The organism is Amycolatopsis melonis (assembly GCF_040064235.1).
In the GTDB taxonomy this organism is placed as follows: Bacteria; Actinomycetota; Actinomycetes; order Mycobacteriales; family Pseudonocardiaceae; genus Amycolatopsis; species Amycolatopsis melonis.
Window position 1 is genome coordinate 1 of record NZ_JBDZYD010000001.1, and the last position, 21,498, is coordinate 21,498.

Here is a 21,498-nt window from a genome sequence, read left to right on the forward strand (position 1 = left end):
CACCACAGCGGCGCGACCACCCGGCCCCGGCAGCTCGCCGCCTGCCGTACTCGCGCAGCTCGCCGCTCGGTCGCCCGTCGCGCAGCCAGGCCGGGGAGCGACTCTGCCGAGGCCCGAGCCGCTGAGGTCTTGAGCTGGGTCGTGGTGCGCCCCAAGGTGGCCTTCGGTGCGTTGAGCGCACCCAAGGCCGCCTTCGGCCCGCCACCCCCGCCCTCAACGCCAGGCGCTTCGCCCCGCGGTGCCGGTCCAACGCACCGAGGGCCACCTTGGGCGCGTCCCCGGAACCGGCCGCCACCGGACACCCCGAAACTGTCGGGCCCCCGGGTAACGTGAAATCCGGGGGACCCGCCGGGAAGTGATCGAGGAGTACTTCCGGCGCCGCTGAACCCTGGACGCCCGGGCTCCGCCACGCTCCCGGCCGCCGCCCTCACGACATGAACGACTCTTTCCTGTCGCCGGACGAGGTGAACGACTCGTTCATGACGTCCGGTCACCCCGCGGCACAGCGCCGGCCCCTCCGGTGGTGCGAACGGTCCGTTCGCACCACCGGACACGCCGAAACTGTCGGACCCCCCAGGTAACGTGAAATCCGGGGGACCCCCAGGCCGGGGACCCCTCAGCGGCGCGCCCGAACAGCGGCGGCCAGCTCGTCCAGGAGCGGGGCGGTGTCGTCCCAGGCCAGGCACGCGTCGGTGATCGACTGGCCGTACGTCAGCAGCTCCGGGCGCCCCAGCTCGAGGTCCTGCCGTCCGCCGGCGAGGAAGCTCTCCATCATCAGCCCCACGATCCCGCGCTCGCCCGCAGAAATCCGGGAGGCCAGCTCGCGGACCACCGCGCCCTGCCGCACGTGGTCCTTGCCGCTGTTGCCGTGCGACGCGTCGATGATCACCCGCTCCGGCAGTCCCGCCTTCGCCAGGCGGGACAGCGTGTCCGCCACCGTGGCCGCGTCGTAGTTCGGGCCCGTGTTGTGACCGCGGAGGATCACGTGGCAGTCCGGGTTGCCCGACGTTGTCAGCAGGGCCGCCAGGCCGTCGGTGTTGATGCCCGGGAACACGTGGCTCGCCGCCGCCGCCCGGGTTGCGTCCACCGCCACCTGGACGTCGCCCTCGGTCGAGTTCTTGATGCCCACCGGCATCGACAGCGCGCTGCACAGCTGGCGGTGGACCTGGCTGGCCGCCGTCCGCGCGCCGATCGAACCCCACGTCACGATGTCGGCGATGAACTGCGGCGTGATCGGGTCGAGGAACTCGCACCCCACCGGCAGGCCGAGCGCCGACACGTCCAGCAGCAGCTTGCGCGCCAGCCGCAGGCCCTTGTTGACCGCGAACGTGCCGTCCAGGTCCGGGTCGTTGATCAGGCCCTTCCAGCCCAGCGTGGTGCGCGGCTTCTCGAAGTACACGCGCATCACGACGTGCAGCTCGCCGCGCAGCTGCTCGGCCTTCTCGGCGAGACGGCGGGCGTAGTCGAGCGCGGCGTCCGGGTCGTGCACCGAGCAGGGGCCGACGACCACCAGCAGCCGGTCGTCCCGGCCTTCGAGGATGTCGACCGTCTCGGCGCGGCCGTGCCGCACGACCTTCGCGACCGCGGCGTCGACCGGATGGTCTTCACGCAGCAGGGCGGGCGAAATGAGCGGGCTGATCGACGTGGTGCGCGCGGCGTCGAGGTCGCCGATGGTGGCGGGACCGGCGGAGAGCGTCATGGCGGGGGTGTTCCTTCCTGGTGACACCGACCCGCGGGGGACTCGCCGAGCCGGTTTCGAGATCCGGCTCGGGGTGGTTGGTCAGCGCAGGTTCACGCCGCCGTGCCCACCCGGGGCCGGCTTCGTAAACCAGAAATAGCGCTGCACGGGCTCACCGTAGCACACGCCGGGCGCCCGGCCGATTCGCCAGGTGGTAGGGGCTGCACCGATCCAGAGGAAAGCCGCTACGCTGGCTCTCGACGAAATGTGACTGTCATCTCCCGAGAACACAGACGGAGGCTTCTCATGCGTGTCGGTGTGCTGACCGGCGGCGGCGACTGCCCGGGGCTCAACGCGGTGATCCGCGCGGTGGTGCGTAAGGGCATCGAGGTGCACGGCTGGGACTTCGTGGGCTTCCGCAACGGCTGGAACGGCCCGCTGACCGGCGACAGCCGCCCGCTGGGCCTGAACGACGTCGAGGACATCCTCACCCGTGGCGGCACGATCCTGCGCTCCTCGCGGACCAACCCGTACAAGGTCGACGGCGGCGTCGACAAGATCAAGCAGGTGCTGGCCGACCAGGGTGTCGACGCGCTGATCGCGATCGGCGGCGAGGACACCCTCGGTGTCGCCAAGAAGCTCACCGACGACGGCGTCGGCGTCGTGGGCGTGCCCAAGACGATCGACAACGACCTGGGCGCCACCGACTACACCTTCGGTTTCGACACCGCGGTCTCCATCGCGACCGAGGCGATCGACCGGCTGCACACCACGGCCGAGTCGCACCACCGCGCGCTGGTCGTCGAGGTCATGGGCCGGCACGCCGGCTGGATCGCGCTGCACTCCGGCCTGGCCGGCGGCGCGAGCGTGATCCTGGTGCCGGAGAAGCACTTCAACGTCGACCAGGTCGTCTCCTGGGTCGAGCGCCGCTTCGAGAAGGAGTACGCGCCGATCATCGTCGTGGCCGAGGGCGCGCTGCCCGAGGGCGGCGAGGAGAAGCTGCTGACCGGCGAGAAGGACGCCTTCGGGCACGTCCGCCTCGGCGGCATCGGCACCTGGCTGGCCGACGAGATCGCCTCCCGCACCGGCAAGGAGTCCCGCGCGGTGGTGCTGGGCCACGTCCAGCGCGGCGGCACCCCGACGGCCTACGACCGCGTCCTCGCGACGCGCTTCGGCCTGCACGCGGTCGACGCGGTCGCGGACGGCGACTTCGGCGTGATGGTCGCCCTGAAGGGCACCGACATCGTCCGCGTGAAGCTGTCCGAGGCGACGGCCGAGCTGAAGACGGTCCCGGTCGAGCGCTACGAGGAAGCCGAAGTCTTCTTCGGCTGAGTCCCGCTTCGTGAAGGCCGCCTCGAGAACTTCGAGGCGGCCTTCACGGCTTTCACGGCCGCTGGCCGACCGCGTCGACGACGCCCCGGCTCACGACCGCACCGGTCGTCCCGTCGCCGAGGTAGGCGAAGGTCACCGGGTCGAACAGGAACTCGTCCTGGTTGCCGATCCCGGCCCCGGTCGTGCTGTTCCAGGTGATCCCGAGGACCGGCCGTCCGGTGGCGTCCTTCGCGTCGGTGCGGGCGACCAGCCCGGGCACCTTCGCCAGAGCCTCGTAGAGCGCGGCCCGCGCCGCCGGGCGCAGGTGGCTCCCGGCCAGGTCGACGGCTTCGGTGCCGAGGTCGTGCAGAGTGTCGCCTTCGCCGTGGGTGCTCCTGTGCAGGTACGCGAGCATGGCGTCGGCGTCCGTCGGCAGGTCCGGGTGGACGGCCGGGCGCGGCGCGCACCGGCTGGTCACCGTCCGCCCGCGGCCTTCCTGCACGACGCGCTTGCCGTTGCGGCAGCCCGCGAGGGGCGTTTCGTGGCCGAAGACGATCTCGAGCCCGTCGTGGGTTCCGTCCACCGACACCCAGAACTCGTTCTCCCGGCCGTCCGCGAGGCGGGTCCGGGTGTAGAGGAACTGGTCCGGCCGGGGCTCGGTGTCCGGCAGGGCGCGGGCCCTGGCGGCCGCGGCGTACAGGATCTGCACCGGGTCGGTGACTGCCCGGGGAGCCGGGGAGACCGCCGGATCACCCGGCACGACGACGACGGCGGCGACGGCCGCGGCCAGCCCGGCCGCGGCGATCGAGCCCCACACGACGGGCCGACGGCGACGCCGGGGCCGCGCGGCCGTGGCGGCGACCAGCTCGGCCCGTTTGCGAGCCAGCTCGCCAGGCGCCGGAAGCCCGGCCGGGCCGGCGAAGTCGCGCAGCAGCTGCATCTCATCCATGGGTGGAGACCTCCTCGGCGGGCGCGTGCCCCAGTTCCGCGCGGACCTTCCTGCGGGCCCGGTTCAGGCGTGACCGGACGGTGCCGACCGGGATCCCCAGCGCCGCCGCGACCTCCTCGTAGGCCAGGCCTTCCCAGGCGACGAGCAGCAGGACGTCGCGGTCGCGCCGGGCCAGCCCGGCCAGTGCCCCGGCCAGCCGTCCGGTCATCGCCTGCGCCGTCACCCGCTCGGCCACCCGGTCCGCGTGACAGCCGTGGTCGGCGGGCGGGCCGAGTGCGGCGCGCAGCCGGTACTCGCGGGCCTCCGCGCGGCGGCGCTGGCCGGCGAGGTTGGTCGCGATGCCGTAGAGCCACGGCCGCGCGCTCGGGAACGCCGGGTCGTAGCGGGCGCGGGCGCCGAACGCGATCAGGAACGTCTCGCCGATCAGGTCGTCGGCGGCCTGGCTGCCGAGCCGCCGGGCGAGGTAGCGATGGATCTGCGGGGCGTGGCGGTCGAAAACCGCCGCGAACCGCTCGGGGTGTTCCAGAGACGCGGTGATCACGTCCGCGTCGTCCCCGGTTTCACCTGGTGAACTCATGAACCGCCTGCCTGTCGTGAGGCCATCTGCCCCGTTGTTGGCAGAACGGGCGAACCGGGTTCACGCTAGATGCGCGCCAGCCGCTCCAGGACGCCGGCCGCGGCGGCGATGTCGCCGGTGAGGGGCCGGTCTTCGAGGCTGGGATCGAGTACCGCGGACGCCGCTTCGAACGCGTCGCGCACCGGCAGGTCCACCAGGTCCGCGTCCCGCATCCGCAGCGCGCGGACCGCCGCCACCAGCTCGCAGCCCAGCACCTGCTGGTAGGCCGCGCAGGCGGCCGTCGCCGCGCGGGCCGCCTGCGTCGAGAAGCTCGCGTGGTCCTCGATGCCGCGCGAGACCACCGCCGTGCCCAGCGTCGCCGGGAGCGCTGCCTGCCGCAGCTCCGTCAGCGCGTCGTGGGCCACGTACTCCAGGATCATCACCCCGGAACTGCCCGCCGGGCCCGCCGCCAGGAACGGCCGCAGCCCGGTGAACTCCGGCTCCACCAGGTCGCCCAGCCGCGCCACCGACAGCTCCGCCACCTGGTGCACGGTCGCCCGCGCCTGGTCCAGCGCCGTCGAGACGTACGCGGTGTGGAAGTGCGCGTGGTGGTAGGCGTCGCCGTGGACCGTCGAGATCATCGGGTTCTCCGTGCTGGCGTTGATCTCCACGGCCAGGACGTCGCGCAGGTGGTGGACCGCGTCCAGGGCCGGGCCCTGCACCTGCGGGAACGCCCGCAGCCCGAACGGGTCCTGCAGCCGCCGTCCCGGCTTCGGTGTCTGGTGCATGCCCAGCAGCCGCCGCATCTCCGCCGCGCACGCGACCTGCCCGGCGTGCGGACGCGCTTCGTGCACCGGCGTCGCGTACGCCTCGGGGTTGCCGTCGAGCGCGACGTAGGTCAGTGCCGCGACGGCGTGGCTCGCGCGGGTCAGCGTGTCCAGCCGCATCGCCGCGAGCGTGGCCTCGGCGAGCGTGGCGGCGTTGCTGCTCATGAACGCCAGCGCGTCGCCCGCGTGCACCGGCACCGGCGGCACGTGCCCGTGCACCCACGGCCGCTCGCCGGTGAGGGCGAGCGCCGTCTCGGCGAGCGGCGCCAGGTCGCCGGTGCCGATCGCGCCGAGCCGGTGGACCAGCGGCAACGCGCCGCTGCGGACCGCTTCGGCCAGCGCGCCGATCAGCTCGGGGCTGATCCCGGAGCGCCCGGCCAGCAGCTGGTTGAGCCGGATCAGCAGCATCGCCCGCACCTGGCCGGGCGGCATCGGCTCGCCGCTGCCGCCCGCGTGGCTGCGCAGCAGCCGCAGGCCGTGCGCGGCCGAGCCGTCGACGGTGTCGTCCTTGTTGGCCCCGACCCCGGTGGTCCGGCCGTAGACGACCCGCCGCGTGCTCAGTTCCCTGGCGAGCTTCCACGCATGGTCCGCCGCGCGCAGGGCGGCGAGCGAGACGTCGATGCCCAGCGGACCCTCGGTGCGCGCCGCGGTCACGACGTCCGCGCACCGCAGGGTCCGGCCGTCCACCCGGATCACGGCAGCCTCCTCTCCCGGCTGCCCTCACTATGCGGCTACGACGACGGCGGCTGCCAGGGCGGCATCGGCCAGTCCCAGCGCGGCACGGGCTCGTGCAGGTTCGGCTCGGCACCCGGCGCCGAGAACAGGACGGCCAGCCTGCTGCCCCACTCGACGTACCCGGCGAACGCCGCGCGGAACTCCGGGTCGGCGGGCAGGCCTGCCTCGTCGGCCGCGTCCAGCAGCAGCGTCACCCAGCGCCGCCGCTGCGGCTCGGTGATGCCGCGGCCGAGGTGGCGGCCGATCATGTGGGCGTGCCCGCCGTGGTTCGCGGTGTAGGCGGCAGGCCCGCCGAAGACCTCGCCGAGCCAGACCGCGACGTGCTCGGCGTGGTGCGGGTCCATGTGCCGGAAGACCGGTTCCAGCAACGGGTCTTCGAGGACGTGGCCATAGAAGATGGTCAGCAGCTTCACGAGGGCCTCGTGGCCGCCGGCCCATTCGTAGAGGGTGGGCGTCGGCGGGGTTTCTGGCACGATCACCGGATCAGGCAACCAGTGGTTCCCCGGCCCGGGCAACCACGTACTTTCCGGTGCGTAGGGGAGCGGGATGAAGCGGTACCACTGCGCGGTCGAGCTGGCCGTCGACCTGATCGGCGGCAAGTGGAAGCCGGTGATCCTGGCCCACCTCAAGGAAGGCGCCCACCGCTACGGCGAGCTGCGCCGCCGGATGCCCGGCGTGAGCGAGAAGATGCTGACCCAGCAGCTGCGCGAGCTGGCCGCGGACGGCCTGGTCCGCCGCGAGGAGTTCGACGGCCGCGTCCCGCACGTCGAGTACCACCTGACGGCGGTGGGGGAGGAGCTGCGCCCGGCCCTGACCGCGCTGTACGAGTGGGGCGAGCGGCGCGCGGCGGAACGCGGAGTCACGTTCGGGCCGGGGTGACCGGCCGTTATCTTCGTCCGGGTGAAGTTCAGCGGATTCGGCGAGTACGCCATCGACTTCTACGACGGTCTCGTCGAGGACAACTCCAAGCCCTACTGGGACGACCACGTCGAGACGTACAAGTCCGACGTGCGCGCGCCGATGGAGGCGCTGCTGGCCGAGCTGGCCCCGGAGTTCTCCGGCGGCTTCGGCGAGCCGAAGGTGTTCCGGCCCTACCGTGACGTCCGCTTCGCCAAGGACAAGACGCCGTACAAGACCCACTGCGGCGGGGTGATCGAGCAGGGCCGCGGCGGTGGCGCCTACTACGTCGAGGTCGGCCCGGCGGGCCTGCGTGTCGGCGGCGGCTGCTTCCACCTGGCGTCCGACCAGCTCGCCCGGTTCCGCAAGGCGGTCGACACCGAACTGCACGGCGAAGCGCTGCGGAAGATCCTCGCCAAGCTGGAACGCACCGGCTGGGAGGTCAAGGGCGACCGCCTGAAGTCGAAGCCGCGCGGGTTCGCCGAGGACCACCCGCGCCTGGACCTGCTGCGCTACCGCTCGATGTACGCCGTCCGCGGCTGGGAGCCGGACGACGTGCTGCACGAGCGGGGCGCGCTCGACCGGGTCCGCAAGGCGTGGCGGCAGCTGCGCGAGTTCAACGAGTGGGCCCGCGACCGGATCGGCCCGAGCGAGCAGCCGCGCCGCTGAGCGTGACCGCCTGCCTCTGCAGCGTGAGTTTTCTGAACACTTTCTTGAACATTCGGGATCGGTACAGACGAACGCGCGGAGAGGGACTACCCTGTGCAGACGTGAGCCGACGCGCGAAGATCGTTTGTACCCTTGGCCCCGCCACCGCCACGCCGGAGAAGATGCGGGCGCTGGTCGACGCGGGGATGGACGTGGCGAGAATGAACTTCAGCCACGGCAGCCACAGCGACCACAAGCAGGTCTACGACCTGATCCGGGCCGCGGCCGCGGAGAGCGGCCGGGCGGTCGGCATCCTCGCCGACCTGCAGGGCCCGAAGATCCGCCTCGGCACGTTCGCCGGCGGGCCGGTCGAGTGGCACAACGGCGACATCGTCCGGATCACCGTCGAGGACGTCGCCGGCACCCACGACCGCGTCTCGACCACCTACAAGGGCCTGGCCAAGGACGCCAAGCCCGGTGACCGCCTGCTCGTCGACGACGGCAAGGTCGGCCTGGTGGTCAAGGGCGTCGAGGGCCCGGACGTCGTCTGCGAGGTGACCGAGGGCGGCCCGGTCAGCAACAACAAGGGCGTCTCGCTGCCCGGCATGGACGTCTCCGTGCCGGCGCTGTCGGAGAAGGACGTCGAGGACCTCGAGTTCGCGCTCGAGCTGGGGGTCGACTTCATCGCCCTGTCCTTCGTCCGCTCGCCCGCCGACATCGACCTCGTCCACCAGGTGATGGACCGGGTCGGCAAGGGCCGCCTGCCGGTCGTGGCCAAGATCGAGAAGCCCGAGGCCGTCTACAACCTCGAAGCCATCGTGCTGGCCTTCGACGCGGTCATGGTCGCCCGCGGCGACCTGGGTGTCGAGCTGCCGCTGGAGCAGGTCCCGCTGGTGCAGAAGCGCGCCATCCAGATCTGCCGCGAGAACGCGAAGCCGGTCATCGTCGCGACGCAGATGCTCGAGTCGATGATCAACAACTCCCGGCCGACCCGCGCCGAGGCCTCCGACGTCGCGAACGCGGTCCTCGACGGCACCGACGCGGTGATGCTGTCCGGCGAGACCAGCGTCGGCCGGTACCCGATCGAGACCGTGCAGACGATGGGCCGGATCATCGAGGCGGTCGAGACCGACTCGCCGATCGTGCCGCCGCTGTCGCACGTCCCGCGCACCAAGCGCGGCGTGATCTCCTACGCCGCCCGCGACATCGGCGAGCGGCTGAACGCGAAGGCACTGGTGGCGTTCACGCAGTCCGGCGACACCGTGCGCCGCCTGGCGCGGCTGCACACGCGGCTGCCGCTGCTGGCCTTCACGCCGGAGGAGAGCGTCCGCAGCCAGCTGGCGATGACGTGGGGCACCACGACCCGGATCGTGCCGTCGGTCGACTCGACCGACCAGATGATCCAGCAGGTCGACCACGCAATGCTGGAGATGGGCAAGTACCAGAAGGGCGACCTGGTCGTCATCGTGGCGGGCTCCCCGCCGGGCACCGTCGGGTCGACCAACCTCATCCGCGTGCACCGGCTCGGTGAAGACGACCACGCTTGAGAGACCGACCGCTCAGTATGGACGTAAAGTCCGGGCATGACTGAAATGGCCAGGACGGCCGCCACCGAACTCGACCAGCCCGGTGGCGGCCAGCCCGTGCTGGACCGCCTGATCGCGCTGCTCGACCTGGAGAAGATCGAAGAGAACATCTTCCGCGGCGTCTCGCCCGCCCACTCGCCGGTGCGGGTGTTCGGCGGGCAGGTCGCGGGGCAGGCGCTGGTCGCGGCCGGGCGCACGGTGCCCGAGGAACGCCGGGTCCACTCGCTGCACGCGTACTTCATCCGCGGCGGCGACCCGAGCGTGCCGATCGTCTACGAGGTCGACCGGATCCGGGACGGCCGCTCGTTCACCACCCGCCGGGTCGTGGCGATCCAGCACGGCAAGGCGATCTTCTCGCTCTCGGCGTCGTTCCAGAAGGACGAGCCGGGCATCGAGCACGCCGAGGAGATGCCGGCGGGCGTGCCCGCGCCGGAGACGCTGCCGACGCTGATGGAGCGGGCCGAAGGCTACGCCATCGGTGCGCACGGCCGGCCACGGCCGATCGACGTCCGGTACGTCAACGAGCCGCCGTGGGTCACCCGCGAGACCGGTGAGCGGCCCGCGCGCAACCAGGTGTGGATGCGGGCCGACGGGAAGCTGCCCGACCAGCAGCTGCTGCACGTCTGCGTGCTGACCTACGCCTCGGACATGACGCTGCTGGACTCGGTGCTCGCGCGCCACGGCGTCTACTGGGACACCGACAAGGTGCTCGGCGCCAGCCTCGACCACGCGCTGTGGTTCCACCGGCCCTTCCGCGCCGACGAGTGGTTCCTCTACGACAGCGCGTCGCCGACCGCGTCCGGCGCCCGCGGCCTGGCCACGGGCCGGTTCTTCGCCGAGGACGGGACGCTCATCGCGACGGTCGTCCAAGAAGGACTCCTGCGCGTCCTCTGAACTCCCGGACGGGTAATCACCCTTACGGGCGATGAATAAGCAGGAATGTTCTCTCTGCGAATAGGGCATTCGCCCCGGGAAGGGGCCCGGGACCGATCGGGGGACGGCCCCGGACTCCTGTGCCGAATGATCGGGCGGCACGCCGCACGATCATCGTCTACCCTGCTCAGAGGCCGGTCGAAGCCACGGACGGCTGAACACCGGGCGCTCGTCGCAGTGCAGGGTGCGAGGATACAAGAGCATTCTGCAAATTGCAGATCGATGCCGTGAATCGCCCCCGTGTGAATGCTCCACGAGGTGTGCGCCCGGCTGGTTAGATACAGGAAGCACGTCGACATCCGGAGGTGCCGCGATGGCAAGGGGACAGAGCCCCACGGTTCGCCGCCGGAGGCTCGCGGGCGAGCTGCGGAGGCTCCGCGAGGCCGCGGACCTGACCATCGACGAGGTGGGCGAGAAGCTGGAGTGCTCCGCCTCGAAGATCAGCCGCATCGAGACCGGCCACGTCGGCGTCACCCCGCGTGACGCCCGGGACATGCTGGCCCTCTACGGCATCACCGGCGACGAGCAGGAAGCACTCGTCCAGCTGGCCAGGGAGGCCCGCAAGCGCGGCTGGTGGCACGCCTACAACGAGGTCTTCACCGGCACGTTCGTCGGGCTCGAAGCCGACGCCAGCTCGCTGTGCGCGTTCCAGGCACTGCTCGTGCCGGGCCTGCTGCAGACCGAGCGGTACGCCCACGCGGTGATCCGCGCGCTGCGGCCGGACGCCGAGGACGCCGAGATCCGCCGCCGCGTCGCCGCCCGGATGGCGCGCCAGGAGCTGCTGTCCGAGACGCCGCCGCCGGAGTACTGGGCGGTGATGGACGAAGCCGTGCTGCGGCGCGTCGTCGACAGCGCCGAGGTGATGGCCGAGCAGCTCTACCGCATGGTCAGCGTGGCCGAGAAACCGAACGTGACCATCCAGGTGGTGCCGTTCGGGGCAGGCGCGCACCCCGGCATGGAGGGCCCCTTCCTGATCATGGGCTTCCCCGAGCAGGCCGATCCGGACGTCGTCTACGTCGACGACAGCACGTCCAGCGGCCTGTACCTGGAGGAACCCGCAGACGTCCGGCGCTACGGGCTGATGTTCGACCATCTGCGCGCGGCCGCACTGAAACCGGACGACTCGGTGGAGCTGATCGCCGAGGCGGCCGGCCGGTTCGCCGAACAAGCGGCGGCCGGATCGGCTCCAGTGCACCATCCGGAACCGAGGACACAGTAAGGAGTGGGGACCATGGAAGCAGAGCTGTCCGGGGCGCGGTGGCGCAAGAGCAGCCACAGCGGCGGCGGCAACGACTGCGTCGAGGTCGCGTTCGTCGCCGGTGGCGCCGCGGTGCGGGACTCGAAGGACCCCGAAGGGGGTGCGTTCCGCCTGCCCGCGTCGGGCTGGCGGGGGCTGCTGGCCGCGGTGCGGTCCGGCGGCCAGTCGTCCGACTGAGGCGGTTCGCGAAGACCCCTTACCCCCGCCGAGCTGGGCTCGGCCGGGAGTAAGGGGTCTTTTCGTGCCCAGTCCTACGTGATCACCCGATGCCCGGGGTGGTGCCTCAGGACGAACCTGAGTGCTACCAACGGACAGACAGGGGAACACGATGCACAGCGATCTGATGCTCGACGCGGTCCGCGCCGAAGTGGCGTACCGGACCGAGGAACTGCGGAAGGCCGGGCGCAGCGCCTGGGCCGTCCGCGCCCGCCGCGCCGCCCGGCACGTCCGGGCCGCGCACACCGAGGTCGCGGTACCGGCGCAGCAGCGCCGCGAAGCCGCGCGGGCGACCGCCGAAACCGCCCGGTAGGCCCAGGTGACGGCGGTCATGGCGATAAGCGGTCGGAAACTGTCGGTGGGGTAGGACAGAATGCTCCTCGTGCCCCGACTCGGCTCCGGAATCCCGCTCGTCGCCCGTACCCACGAGATGCGGCGGCTCCGCGCCGCCTTCGCCAGGGCCGAACGTGGCGAAGCCGGCGCGGTGCTGCTCTCGGGGGACGCCGGGGTCGGCAAGACCCGGCTGCTGACCGCGCTCGCCGAGCATGTCGAAGGCTGCGGTGCGCTGGTGCTCACCGGCCGCTGCATCGACGTCCGCGAAGGCGGTCTTCCTTATCTTCCGTTCGCCGAGGCGCTCGCCCCGCTGGGCAGCGCGACCGACCCGGTGGTCGCCGCCGCGGTGCGGGCCCGGCCCGCGCTCGGGCGGCTGCTGCCGCAGGGCCAGGGCTTCGAGGAGCCCCGTGCGGCCGAACACCCGCCGATGACCTCCAACGACCGGGAGACGATGGTCCGTCCCCGGCCCGAGCAGGACCTCGGTCAGCTGCAGTTGTTCGACGCGGTACTGGGGGTGCTGACCGAGGTCGCCCAGGCGCGCCCGGTGGTGATCCTGCTGGAGGATCTCCACTGGGCCGACGCCTCGACCCGCAACCTGCTGTCCTTCCTGCTCAGCCGCCTGCGCGCGCAGCGGCTGCTGGTCGTGGGCAGCTACCGCGAGGAGGACGTGCACCGGCGGCACCCGCTGCGCGGCCTGCTGTCGGAGCTGGTCCGGCTGGCCACCGTCGAACGCGTCGACCTGCGGCCCTTCGGCGCCGCCGACGCCCGCCGGTTCGTCGAGGCGCTGGCCGACGAGCCGCTGTCCCCGGACGTCGTGGCCGACATCGTCGCCCGTTCCGAGGGCAACCCGTTCTTCGCCGAGGAGCTGCTCGCCACCAAGACCGAGTGCAACGACCTGCCCGCCGGGCTGGCCGAGGTACTGCTGTCCCGGCTCGAGCGGCTCTCGCCGGACGCCCGCAAGGTCGTCCGGGTCATCTCGGTGGCCAACGAGCCGGTCATGCACGCCGCGCTCGCCGAGGTCTCCGCGCTCGGCGAGCTGGAACTGGACGAGGCGCTGCGCGAAGCCGTCCAGCATCACGTCCTGGTGGTGCTCTCCGACGGCTCGTACACGTTCCGGCACGCGCTGCTGCAGGAAGCGGTGTACGGCGATCTGCTGCCGGGGGAGCGGTCGCGCACGCACGCCGCGTACGCCGCGCGCATCCAGGCGCGGCCGCAGGGTCGCGGGCACGACGCGAAGCTGGCCTACCACTCGATGCAGAGCAGCGACCTGGTCACCGCGCTGCCGGCGTTCCTGCGCGCGATGGCCGAGGCCGAGAAGCTCGGCGCGCCCGGCTCGGCCCTGCAGCACGTCGAGCAGGCACTGTCCATCTGGGACGCCGTCCCGCCGCAGGACCGGCCCGAGGGCTTCGACGAGCTGCGGCTGCTGCACGAGGCGTCCTACTTCGCCGGCACGTCCGGCGAGCCGGAACGGGCGGTCGCGTTCGCCCGCTCGGCCACCCAGGCGCTGACCCCGGACATCCCGCACGACCGCGCCGCGAAGGTGTGGCGGCGGCTGGCCGAGGCGCTGCTGGCGCTGGAAGGCACCCTCGACGAGGCGGTCGCGGCCATCGACCGGGCCTGGGACCTGGTGAAGGACACCGAGCCCAGCTCGGCACGGGCCTGGGTGCTGGCCAGCCGTGCCGGGTTCCTGCGGCTGCAGGACCAGCCCGAGGCGGCGCTGGAGAGCGCGCTCGCCGCGGTCGCCGACGCGCAGGCGGTCGGCGCGGCGGGCGCGGAGGCGTCGGCACTGGTCACCCTCGGCACGCTGGCCGACTCCGCGGGCGACGTCGCCGAGGCCCGCGAGCGGCTGCGCCAGGCCGAACGCAAGGCACGGGACGCGGGAGCGTTCAACACCGAGATCCGCGCGGCGTACTTCCTGTCGCTGAGCTACTTCGACCACGGCGACTACGCGGCGGCACTGGAAAACGGGGCACGCGGGGTGGCGCGGGCGGAGGAAACCGGGCTCAGCTGGAGCGTCTTCGGCCTGGAGCTGCGGGCCGGGCAGCTGCAGCAGCGGTACCTGATCGGTGACTGGCCGGACGAGAGCGCGGGCCGCGCCGGGCGCGGGGTGTCGAGTGCGGTCGCCGCCCGGATCCTGGCGATCTGGTCGCTGTTCGTCGTCGCCCGCGGCCGGTTCGGCGAAGCCGCGAAGCTCCTCGACGGGCTGCGGCAGCACTGGACGGCGGACGTGCAGATCCCGCTGTCGGCCGGAGCCGCCGGGATCGAGCTGGCGTACTGGCGGGGCGAGCACGCCGAGGCGGTCCGCCAGGCCGAAGAGCTGGTCGGCTGGCTGGAACGGATCGAGCCGGGGCTGCTGGCGGGCATCCGGGTGTCGGCGCTGGGCGTGTCCGCCGCGGCCGCGCTGGCCGCCGGCGCGCGGGTCCACGGCGACCCGGCCGCGGCCGAAGCCGCGGTGGCGGCCGGCGAGCGGCTGCTGGCCCACGGCCGGATGTGCGCGGTCATCGGGCAGCCGCGGTCGGGAACGCTCGGACCGGAGGGCCGGGCCTGGCTGACCCGCCTCGAGGCGGCGGCCTCCTGCCTGCACGGCCGGGGCGACGCCGCGCAGTGGGCGGCCGCGGCCGAGGCGTTCGGCTACGGCGCCGTCTACGAGCAGGCGATCTGCCGCTGGCACGAGGCCGAGGCCCTGCTGGCCGCGGACGCCGACGCGAGCGAAGCCCTGGAGTCGGCCCACGCGGTGGCCGTCCGCCTGGGCGCGATCCCGCTGCGCGACGCGGTCCGCGACCTCGCGCACCGCGCCCGCGTCGAGCTGGCCGGCGCGCAACCCCCACCCCCGGCCCGCCCGGTCACCGACCCGCTGACCGACCGCGAGCGAGACGTCCTGGAGCGCGTCGCGCTGGGCCGCACGAACCGCCAGGTCGGCGAAGAGCTGTACATCAGCGAAAAAACGGTGAGCGTCCACCTGTCCCGCGTGATGGCCAAGCTGGGCGCAAGCCGCCGCGCGGAAGCGGTGGCCATCGCCTACGACCGAGGTCTCCTCACGGCCCCGACCGCAGAACACGCGTGATCAGACCCGTAACCGGCGTGATTGGGGCCGTAACTCGCGTGATTGAAGCCGTTACGGCCCCAATCACGCGAGTTACGGCCCTGATCACGTGAGTTACGGGTCAGCGGGGGAGGCGGCGGAGGGCTTTGAGGCCGAAAGTCATGCCGCGGGACCACAGCGAACCCGGGACCGCGCGCGGCGGGCGCAGGGCCAGGCCGCGCTGCAGCGCGATCGACTGGGACTCCGTGTACTTCAGCAGGCCTTCGGCGCCGTTGCGGCGGCCGACTCCCGAGTCCTTCATCCCGCCCATCGGGACGCCGACGCTGCCGAACGTCGCCGCGTAGCCCTCGTTGACGTTCACCGTCCCGGCCTTGAGCCGGGCCGCGACCTCCCAGCCCGCGCGGGCGTTGCGGGACCAGACGCTGGCGTTGAGCCCGAACGGCGTGTCGTTGGCCCGGTCGATCGCGTCGGTGACGTCGGTGTAGCCGTAGATCGACACCACCGGCCCGAACGTCTCCTCCGCGAACAGCACCATCTCGGGCGTGACGCCGGAAAGCACCGTCGGCTCGTAGAACAGCGGCCCGAGGTCGGGCCGCGCACGGCCGCCGGTGAGCACCGAAGCGCCCTTCGCGCGCGCGTCCTCGACGTGCGCCGACACCGTCGCGAGCTGCTCTTCCGACGTCAGCGACCCCATCTGGGCGTGGTAGTCCAGCGCGCCGCCGAGCTTCAGTGCGGCGGTGCGGGCCACGAACGCCCGGGTGAACTCGTCGCGGATGTCCTCGTGGACGTAGATCCGCTCGACCGACACGCACAGCTGCCCGGCCGAGGAGAAGCACGCCGTCACCGCGCCCGCCGCGGCCTTCGCGACGTCGGCGTCGGGCAGCACGATCATCGGGTTCTTGCCGCCGAGTTCCAGCGAGTACGACGTCAGCCGCCGCGCCACCTGCCCGGCCAGCTCCTTGCCGGTCGGCGTGGACCCGGTGAAGCAGAGGTAGTCCGACTCCTCGATCAGCGCGGTGCCGATCTTCGACCCGCGGCCGAGCACGATCTGCCACGTCCCGGCGGGCAGCCCGGCCTCCTCGGCCAGCTCGTGCAGCCACAACGCCGAAAGCGCGGTTTGGTTGTCCGGCTTCTGCACGACGGCGTTGCCCGCCGCCAGCGCGGGCAGGACGTCCATCGCGGTCAGGGCCAGCGGGTAGTTCCACGGCGAGATGATCCCGACGACGCCCTTCGGGTGCCGGATCTCGCCGGCGCGGGTCAGGCCGGGGATGACACCGGCGACGCGCCGCGGAGCGAGGATCTTCGGCGCGTGCCTGCCGTAGTAGGCGGCGACCAGCGCGGTCGCGCTGACCTCGTCGAACGCGTCGAGCCGCGCCTTGCCCGCCTCGACCTGCACCAGGTCGAGCACCTCGTCCTGCCGGGCCAGCACCAGGTCGTGCAGCCGGGTGAGAACGCGGGCGCGGTCGGCGGGGGAGCGGCCCGCCCACGCCCGCTGGGCGGTCCGCGCGCTCGCGAACACCGCGCGGACGTCGGCGTCGGTGGCCTGGGGCAGGCTCGCGATCGGCTGCCCGGTGAAGGGCGCGCGCATCCGGATCGGCGCCGAGTCCGCGCCGCCGGTCACGCGGGCGACGAGTGCGGCCGCCCGCGCCGCGCCGGGCGCTCCGGCGACACCGCCGACGGTCGGAGGCAGGGACGTGTCTTCGACTGCGTTCGCGGGGGTCGTGCTGGTCATGACGTCTCCGTTCGCGGAGTCCGCGCCACGGCGCGCAGAGGTTACCGACGAGTACACCATACCGTCGGTACGTCAGTTGTCCAGTCTGATGTGAATAAGATTCACGTATTGGGCGGGTTGAGCGGCGGGAGCTGGTAGTTCGGCTCGGTCGGCTCCTGCTTCCCCGGCGCCGGATGCGGGTACGCCTGCGTCGCCCCGCCGTAGGGATCGTCGAGGCGCGAGGACAGCGAGTCCGGCTGGGCGGGGAAGGGCTGCGAAGGCGGGCCGCTCTGCGCCGGGAAAGGCTGCGACGGCGGAGAGCCGGGATACTGCGGCCCGACATCCCGCGGCTGCTGCACCGGATACTGCGGCGGCACTGGATAAGGCCGCGACTGCTGCTGCGGGTACGGCTGCCCGTACGGCCCCGGCGGCGGTCCAGCCGGAACCGGAGCCGGGGCAGGCGCCTTCCGCAGTCCGGCCAGCACGGCGAACACCAGCGCCGCCAGCGCGACGACCCCGCTGCCGAGCAGCACCCAGAACCCCGTCCCGGTCGAGTACTGCGACCGGATGGACCCCTGGTCGGACTCGTAGCTCAACGTCGCCGAGACGTCCATGCCGAGCATCCACACCGCCGCGGTCACCCCGGCACCCCCGGCGACCAGGGCCGTCCGGGCGCCCGAGCGGACGCCCTCGCCCGCCGAGCGCCGGGTGCCCGCGAACGCCAGGCCCGCGCCGGCCAGCAGCACGACCGCGCCCGCGGCGAGCGGGATGCCGTAGCGGGCGACGTGGGTGTTCTCGTAGAACTGCTTCGCCTCGTCGCTCGGCTCGACGTTGAACGAGCGCGACCACGCGCTGATCGTCTGGCTGGTCTCGGTCTTGCCGTTGACGACCTGCTCGAACGTCGTCTGCGGCAGGAACGACCCGGCCAGCACGAGCACCGCGGCGAGCGCGCCGAGCATCCCGGCGAGCAGCCGGAGGAGCGCGCCCGGGTCGGCGGGCGGCTGCGCGGGCGGCGGGCCGTAGGAGTAGGGGTACGGGCCGGTAGTCATCGAGGCTCCCCTCTGTCCGGGGGATTGGACCACGAATCCGGCCGCGGAATAAGGGGATTTCGGCCCTGCTGGTCAGCTCGGCGCAGTCGTGGCGTCCTGGTAGAGCAGGACGGCGATGCGCTTCCACTCGTCCAGCAGCTGGCGGCGCCGGTTCGGGTCGCCGCCGAGTTCGGCGTCCAGCGCCAGCCCGCGGGTGAGGTTCACGGTGAGCCAGAACAGCATTTCCGCGCGCTCGGGCGGCAGCTCGCCGGCGACCTGGGTGACGTGCTCCAGCGTGGCGCGGCCGAGCGCGCGGTCGACCGGCCGGATGGCCGCGCGCAGCTCGGCGTCGGTGCGGGCGGCGACCCACAGCTCGGTGACGGCGGTGGAGAGCGTGCCGGAGTAGCCGGTCCACAGCAGGTCGATCGCCGCCGCGACGCCGGTGCCGCCGCCGGGCAGGTCGTCCAGCGACGCCGCGAGCCGGCGCCGCAGCTTCGTCGTCAGGTGCTCGACGGCGGCCGCCATCAGCTCGGCTTTCGTCGTGAAGTGGTGCTGGACCGCGCCCTTCGAGACCCCCGCGCGGGCGCAGATCTCCTGCACCGACGTGCGGGCGTAGCCGAGGTCCACCAGGCAGTCGATGGTGGCGTCGAGCAGCGCGGTGCGGGTCTGCTCGCGCCGCTGCGCCTGGGTCCGGTGCGCCGTCTCGGTCACCGCGGCCTCCCTGCTTTACCTACCGGACGGAATGGATGTACATTCCGATCAGAACTTACATGCCGAGCGTCATGTTTTCCAGCAGGAGGGTCCCGTGCCGCTGCAACTGCCCAAGAGCTCCTGGAACACGACCGAGCTCGACGACCTCCGCGAGCTGGCGCGGTCCTTCCTGCAGAAGGAGGCCGTCCCGCACCAGGAACGCTGGGCGGCGGAGAAGAAGGTCGACCGCGAGCTGTGGACCAAGGCCGGCGAGGTCGGCCTGCTCTGCCTGTCCGTCCCCGAGGAGTACGGCGGGGGCGGCGGCACCTTCGCGCACGAGGCCGTCCTCTACGAAGAGCAGGCCAGGGCCGGCGACAGCGCGTGGGGCGTCACCGTCCACAATGGAATCGTCGCGCACTACCTGCTCGCCTACGCCTCGGAAGAGAAGAAGCGCGAGTGGCTGCCGAAGCTGGCCAGTGGCGAGATGGTCGGCGCGATCGCGATGACCGAGCCCGGCACCGGCTCCGACCTGCAGAACATCAAGACCCGCGCGGTCCGCGACGGCGACCACTACGTCCTCAACGGCGCGAAGACGTTCATCACCAACGGGTTCCACGCCGATCTCGTTGTCGTCGCGTGCAAGACCGACCCGGACGCGGGCGCGCAGGGCGTCTCGCTGATCGTGGTCGAAACCGACACCCCGGGCTTCCGCCGCGGCCGCGTGCTGGACAAGGTCGGGCTCAAGGGCCAGGACACCGCCGAGCTGTTCTTCGACGACGTGCGGGTGCCCGCCGCCAACCTGCTCGGCGACGCCGAAGGGCAGGGCTTCGTCCAGCTCATGCTGCAGCTTCCGCAGGAACGGCTGATCATCGCCGTCACCGCGGTGGCCGGGCTGGAGGCCGCGGTCGACCTGACGCTGGAATACACCAAGGAGCGCACGGCGTTCGGGCGGCCGCTCTTCTCCTTCCAGAACACCAAGTTCACCCTGGCCGAGGCGGCGACCGAGGCCGCGGTGGCGCGGGCGTTCCTCGACCAGTGCATCGAACGCCATCTGCGCGGTGAACTCGACGTCCAGGGCGCGGCGATGGCGAAGCTGTGGACCACCGAGCGTGTCAACAAGGTCGTCGACGACTGCGTGCAGCTCTTCGGCGGCTACGGCTACATGACCGAGTACCCCATCGCGCGCGCCTGGGCCGACGTCCGCATCTCCCGGATCTTCGGCGGCACCAGCGAAATCATGAAGGAAATCATCTCCCGCTCGCTCTGAAAGGGTCCCGCTCATGAAGGCAGGTCCGCTCGGTGGCCTGAAGGTGGTCGAACTCGCCGGTCTCGCGCCGGGGCCGTTCGCCACGATGATCCTCGCCGACCTCGGCGCCGACGTCGTCCGCGTCGACCGCGCGCAGCCGGGGGAGGACGTCCTCGGCATCCAGACCGACCCGCTCGCCCGCGGCCGCCGGTCGGTCGGCATCAACACCAAGACGCCCGAGGGTGTCGAGCTGGTGCTGAAGCTGTGCGACACCGCCGACGTCCTCATCGAGGGCTTCCGGCCGGGCGTCGCCGAACGGATCGGGCTCGGCCCGGACGTCGTGCACGCCCGCAACCCGCGCCTGGTCTACGGCCGGATGACCGGCTGGGGCCAGGACGGGCCGCTCGCCACGGCGGCCGGGCACGACATCAACTACATCGGCATCGCCGGTGCTCTGGAACCGATCGGGCGGGCGGGCGAACGACCGGTGCCGCCGCTGAACCTCGTCGGCGACTTCGGCGGCGGCGGCCTGCTGCTGGCCATGGGCATCCTCGCCGCGCTGTACGAACGGAACACCTCCGGGCGCGGCCAGGTGGTCGACGCGTCGATGGTCGACGGCGCCGCCCTGCTCACCACCAGCCTGCACGGCATCAAGGCGGCCGGGCTCTGGGCAGGGGAGCGCGGCGAGAACATGCTCGACGGCGGCGCGCCCTTCTACGACACGTACGAGACGGCGGACGGCAAGTACGTCGCCGTCGGCGCGATCGAGATGCGGTTCTGGGGCGAGCTGGTCAAGGTCCTCGAACTGGACCCGGCCGAGCTGCCGCTGCACATCGACAAGACGCAGTGGCCCCGGCTGCGCGAGATCGTCGCCGCGGCGATCGCCAAGCACACGCGCGACGACCTCGTCGCGCGCGCGGAAGGCACCGACGCCTGCATCACGCCGGTGCTCTCCCCGGAGGAAGCGCCGTCCCACCCGCACAACGCGGCCCGCGGCACGTTCGTCGAGATCGGCGGCATGGTCCAGCCCGCGCCGGCGCCACGGTTCGGCCGGACCCCGCCGGACACGCCGGAAGCCCCGCGCCCCAAGGGATCCGACACCGAAGCCGTGCTCGCCGAACTGGGCGTCACGGACCTCGGCGCGCTGCGGGCGGCGGGCGTGATCGCCTAGGTCTTCGCGAGGTCGGAGCGCACGACCGAGTAGACGACGCTGTCGCGCCACTCGCCGTCTCGGAAGCCGTAGCCGCGAAGCACGCCTTCGCGCGTGAAGCCGGCCTTCTCGAGCGAGCGTTGTTCGGCGCGGTTGCCGACCTCGGTCGTCGCTTCGACGCGGTTCAGCTGCGTGTGGGCGAAGAGGTATTCGACGAGCAGGCGCTGCGCTTCGGTGCCGTAGCCGTGCCCGCGTGCTTCGGGCATCAGGACGAGACCCATGTTCCAGCAGAACGACGTCGGCCCGGTGCGGCTGCGGTGCCACGAGACGAGGCCGAGCACGCGCCCGCCGAGCGTCGGCACGAGCATGCCGCCCTCGGTGGTGAGCATCCCGGTTTCGTGCCACCGGCGGCGCAGATAGCCGGGATCGTGCCAGCCGAACCACTGGTGCTCCCCGGCGGCGACGGGATCGTTGGTCAGCTCCTCCAGCAGCCCGAGATCGCCCTCGGCCACCGGCCGCAGCACGACTCCGGAGACATCGTCGTCCATCCGCCGACCCTATCGGCCGCCCGACCGGAAGCCGTATGGCCACACGCAAGAGCCCCCAGTCGAGTCACGCCCGTGCGCGGAGAGGCATCACCCGTGATCGAGAAGCCGACACGCGTGATTGAGCGGTCGACACGCGTGATCGAAGGGGCGACACG

20 protein-coding genes are annotated in these 21,498 nt (G+C 72.3%); 11 read left to right on the top strand and 9 right to left on the bottom strand.

The window, feature by feature from the left end:
• Positions 1-616 precede the first annotated feature (616 nt).
• Positions 617-1,699 (bottom strand): 3-deoxy-7-phosphoheptulonate synthase, encoded by a 1,083-nt coding sequence (locus ABJI51_RS00005; protein WP_348946712.1) that lies wholly within the window; start codon positions 1,697-1,699, stop codon positions 617-619.
• Between the two features lie 285 nt (positions 1,700-1,984).
• Here ABJI51_RS00005 and ABJI51_RS00010 point away from each other — a divergent pair, with 285 nt between their 5' ends.
• On the top strand, positions 1,985-3,010 hold the full coding sequence (locus ABJI51_RS00010) for a 6-phosphofructokinase (protein ID WP_348946713.1): 1,026 nt from the start codon (positions 1,985-1,987) through the stop codon (positions 3,008-3,010).
• Between the two features lie 52 nt (positions 3,011-3,062).
• On the opposite strand, the gene ABJI51_RS00015 is transcribed toward ABJI51_RS00010, so the two are convergent.
• The 4 genes from ABJI51_RS00015 to ABJI51_RS00030 all read right to left on the bottom strand — a co-directional run bounded on the left by ABJI51_RS00015 (position 3,063) and on the right by ABJI51_RS00030 (position 6,535).
• The gene (locus ABJI51_RS00015; protein ID WP_348946714.1) at positions 3,063-3,938 is read right to left on the bottom strand and encodes a CU044_5270 family protein; all 876 of its coding nucleotides are present in this window, start codon (positions 3,936-3,938) and stop codon (positions 3,063-3,065) included.
• The gene (locus ABJI51_RS00020) at positions 3,931-4,515 is read right to left on the bottom strand and encodes an RNA polymerase sigma factor (RefSeq protein WP_348946715.1); all 585 of its coding nucleotides are present in this window, start codon (positions 4,513-4,515) and stop codon (positions 3,931-3,933) included. Before ABJI51_RS00020 ends, ABJI51_RS00015 begins: the two co-directional genes overlap by 8 nt.
• Positions 4,516-4,580: 65 nt before the next feature.
• Positions 4,581-6,017: an aromatic amino acid ammonia-lyase gene (locus ABJI51_RS00025; RefSeq protein ID WP_348946716.1), complete on the bottom strand. Its 1,437-nt coding sequence runs from the start codon at positions 6,015-6,017 to the stop codon at positions 4,581-4,583.
• A gap of 35 nt (positions 6,018-6,052) precedes the next feature.
• Complete coding sequence (locus ABJI51_RS00030) at positions 6,053-6,535, bottom strand: group II truncated hemoglobin (RefSeq protein ID WP_348946717.1); 483 nt, start codon at positions 6,533-6,535, stop codon at positions 6,053-6,055.
• A 67-nt stretch (positions 6,536-6,602) separates the two neighbouring features.
• Between ABJI51_RS00030 and ABJI51_RS00035 the strand changes: the two genes are divergently transcribed.
• From ABJI51_RS00035 to ABJI51_RS00070, 8 genes are all read left to right on the top strand, one after another.
• The gene (locus tag ABJI51_RS00035) at positions 6,603-6,935 is read left to right on the top strand and encodes a winged helix-turn-helix transcriptional regulator (protein ID WP_348946718.1); all 333 of its coding nucleotides are present in this window, start codon (positions 6,603-6,605) and stop codon (positions 6,933-6,935) included.
• Positions 6,936-6,956: 21 nt separating this feature from the next.
• Positions 6,957-7,622, top strand: coding sequence for a DUF2461 domain-containing protein (locus ABJI51_RS00040; RefSeq protein ID WP_348946719.1), 666 nt, complete (start codon positions 6,957-6,959; stop codon positions 7,620-7,622).
• Positions 7,623-7,723: 101 nt separating this feature from the next.
• Complete coding sequence (gene pyk / locus ABJI51_RS00045; RefSeq protein ID WP_348946721.1) at positions 7,724-9,148, top strand: pyruvate kinase; 1,425 nt, start codon at positions 7,724-7,726, stop codon at positions 9,146-9,148.
• A 36-nt stretch (positions 9,149-9,184) separates the two neighbouring features.
• Positions 9,185-10,081: an acyl-CoA thioesterase gene (locus ABJI51_RS00050; protein ID WP_348946722.1), complete on the top strand. Its 897-nt coding sequence runs from the start codon at positions 9,185-9,187 to the stop codon at positions 10,079-10,081.
• A 352-nt stretch (positions 10,082-10,433) separates the two neighbouring features.
• The gene (locus ABJI51_RS00055; RefSeq protein ID WP_348946723.1) at positions 10,434-11,339 is read left to right on the top strand and encodes a helix-turn-helix domain-containing protein; all 906 of its coding nucleotides are present in this window, start codon (positions 10,434-10,436) and stop codon (positions 11,337-11,339) included.
• A 12-nt stretch (positions 11,340-11,351) separates the two neighbouring features.
• A complete protein-coding gene (locus ABJI51_RS00060) occupies positions 11,352-11,555 on the top strand; it encodes a DUF397 domain-containing protein (RefSeq protein ID WP_348946724.1) in 204 nt (67 codons plus the stop codon).
• A 151-nt stretch (positions 11,556-11,706) separates the two neighbouring features.
• Positions 11,707-11,907 carry a hypothetical protein gene (locus ABJI51_RS00065; RefSeq protein ID WP_348946725.1) on the top strand — a complete coding sequence of 67 codons (201 nt, stop codon included), beginning with the start codon at positions 11,707-11,709 and terminating at the stop codon, positions 11,905-11,907.
• Positions 11,908-11,967: 60 nt separating this feature from the next.
• A complete protein-coding gene (locus tag ABJI51_RS00070; RefSeq protein ID WP_348946726.1) occupies positions 11,968-14,991 on the top strand; it encodes a helix-turn-helix transcriptional regulator in 3,024 nt (1,007 codons plus the stop codon).
• Between the two features lie 100 nt (positions 14,992-15,091).
• On the opposite strand, the gene ABJI51_RS00075 is transcribed toward ABJI51_RS00070, so the two are convergent.
• The 3 genes from ABJI51_RS00075 to ABJI51_RS00085 all read right to left on the bottom strand — a co-directional run bounded on the left by ABJI51_RS00075 (position 15,092) and on the right by ABJI51_RS00085 (position 18,420).
• Entirely contained in the window at positions 15,092-16,702 is a 1,611-nt protein-coding gene (locus tag ABJI51_RS00075; RefSeq protein ID WP_348946727.1) for a succinic semialdehyde dehydrogenase, read from the bottom strand.
• A gap of 101 nt (positions 16,703-16,803) precedes the next feature.
• Positions 16,804-17,730 (bottom strand): hypothetical protein, encoded by a 927-nt coding sequence (locus tag ABJI51_RS00080; RefSeq protein ID WP_348946728.1) that lies wholly within the window; start codon positions 17,728-17,730, stop codon positions 16,804-16,806.
• A 72-nt stretch (positions 17,731-17,802) separates the two neighbouring features.
• Entirely contained in the window at positions 17,803-18,420 is a 618-nt protein-coding gene (locus tag ABJI51_RS00085) for a TetR/AcrR family transcriptional regulator (RefSeq protein WP_348946729.1), read from the bottom strand.
• 94 nt (positions 18,421-18,514) lie between these two features.
• Here ABJI51_RS00085 and ABJI51_RS00090 point away from each other — a divergent pair, with 94 nt between their 5' ends.
• Together ABJI51_RS00090 and ABJI51_RS00095 are read left to right on the top strand one after the other, a co-directional pair.
• A complete protein-coding gene (locus ABJI51_RS00090) occupies positions 18,515-19,666 on the top strand; it encodes an acyl-CoA dehydrogenase family protein (RefSeq protein WP_348946730.1) in 1,152 nt (383 codons plus the stop codon).
• A gap of 13 nt (positions 19,667-19,679) precedes the next feature.
• Positions 19,680-20,816, top strand: a complete 1,137-nt coding sequence (locus tag ABJI51_RS00095) for a CaiB/BaiF CoA transferase family protein (protein WP_348946731.1) — start codon at positions 19,680-19,682, stop codon at positions 20,814-20,816.
• On the opposite strand, the gene ABJI51_RS00100 is transcribed toward ABJI51_RS00095, so the two are convergent.
• Complete coding sequence (locus ABJI51_RS00100; protein ID WP_348946732.1) at positions 20,813-21,343, bottom strand: GNAT family N-acetyltransferase; 531 nt, start codon at positions 21,341-21,343, stop codon at positions 20,813-20,815. The two genes, ABJI51_RS00095 and ABJI51_RS00100, sit on opposite strands and share 4 nt — an antisense overlap.
• Positions 21,344-21,498 lie beyond the last annotated feature (155 nt).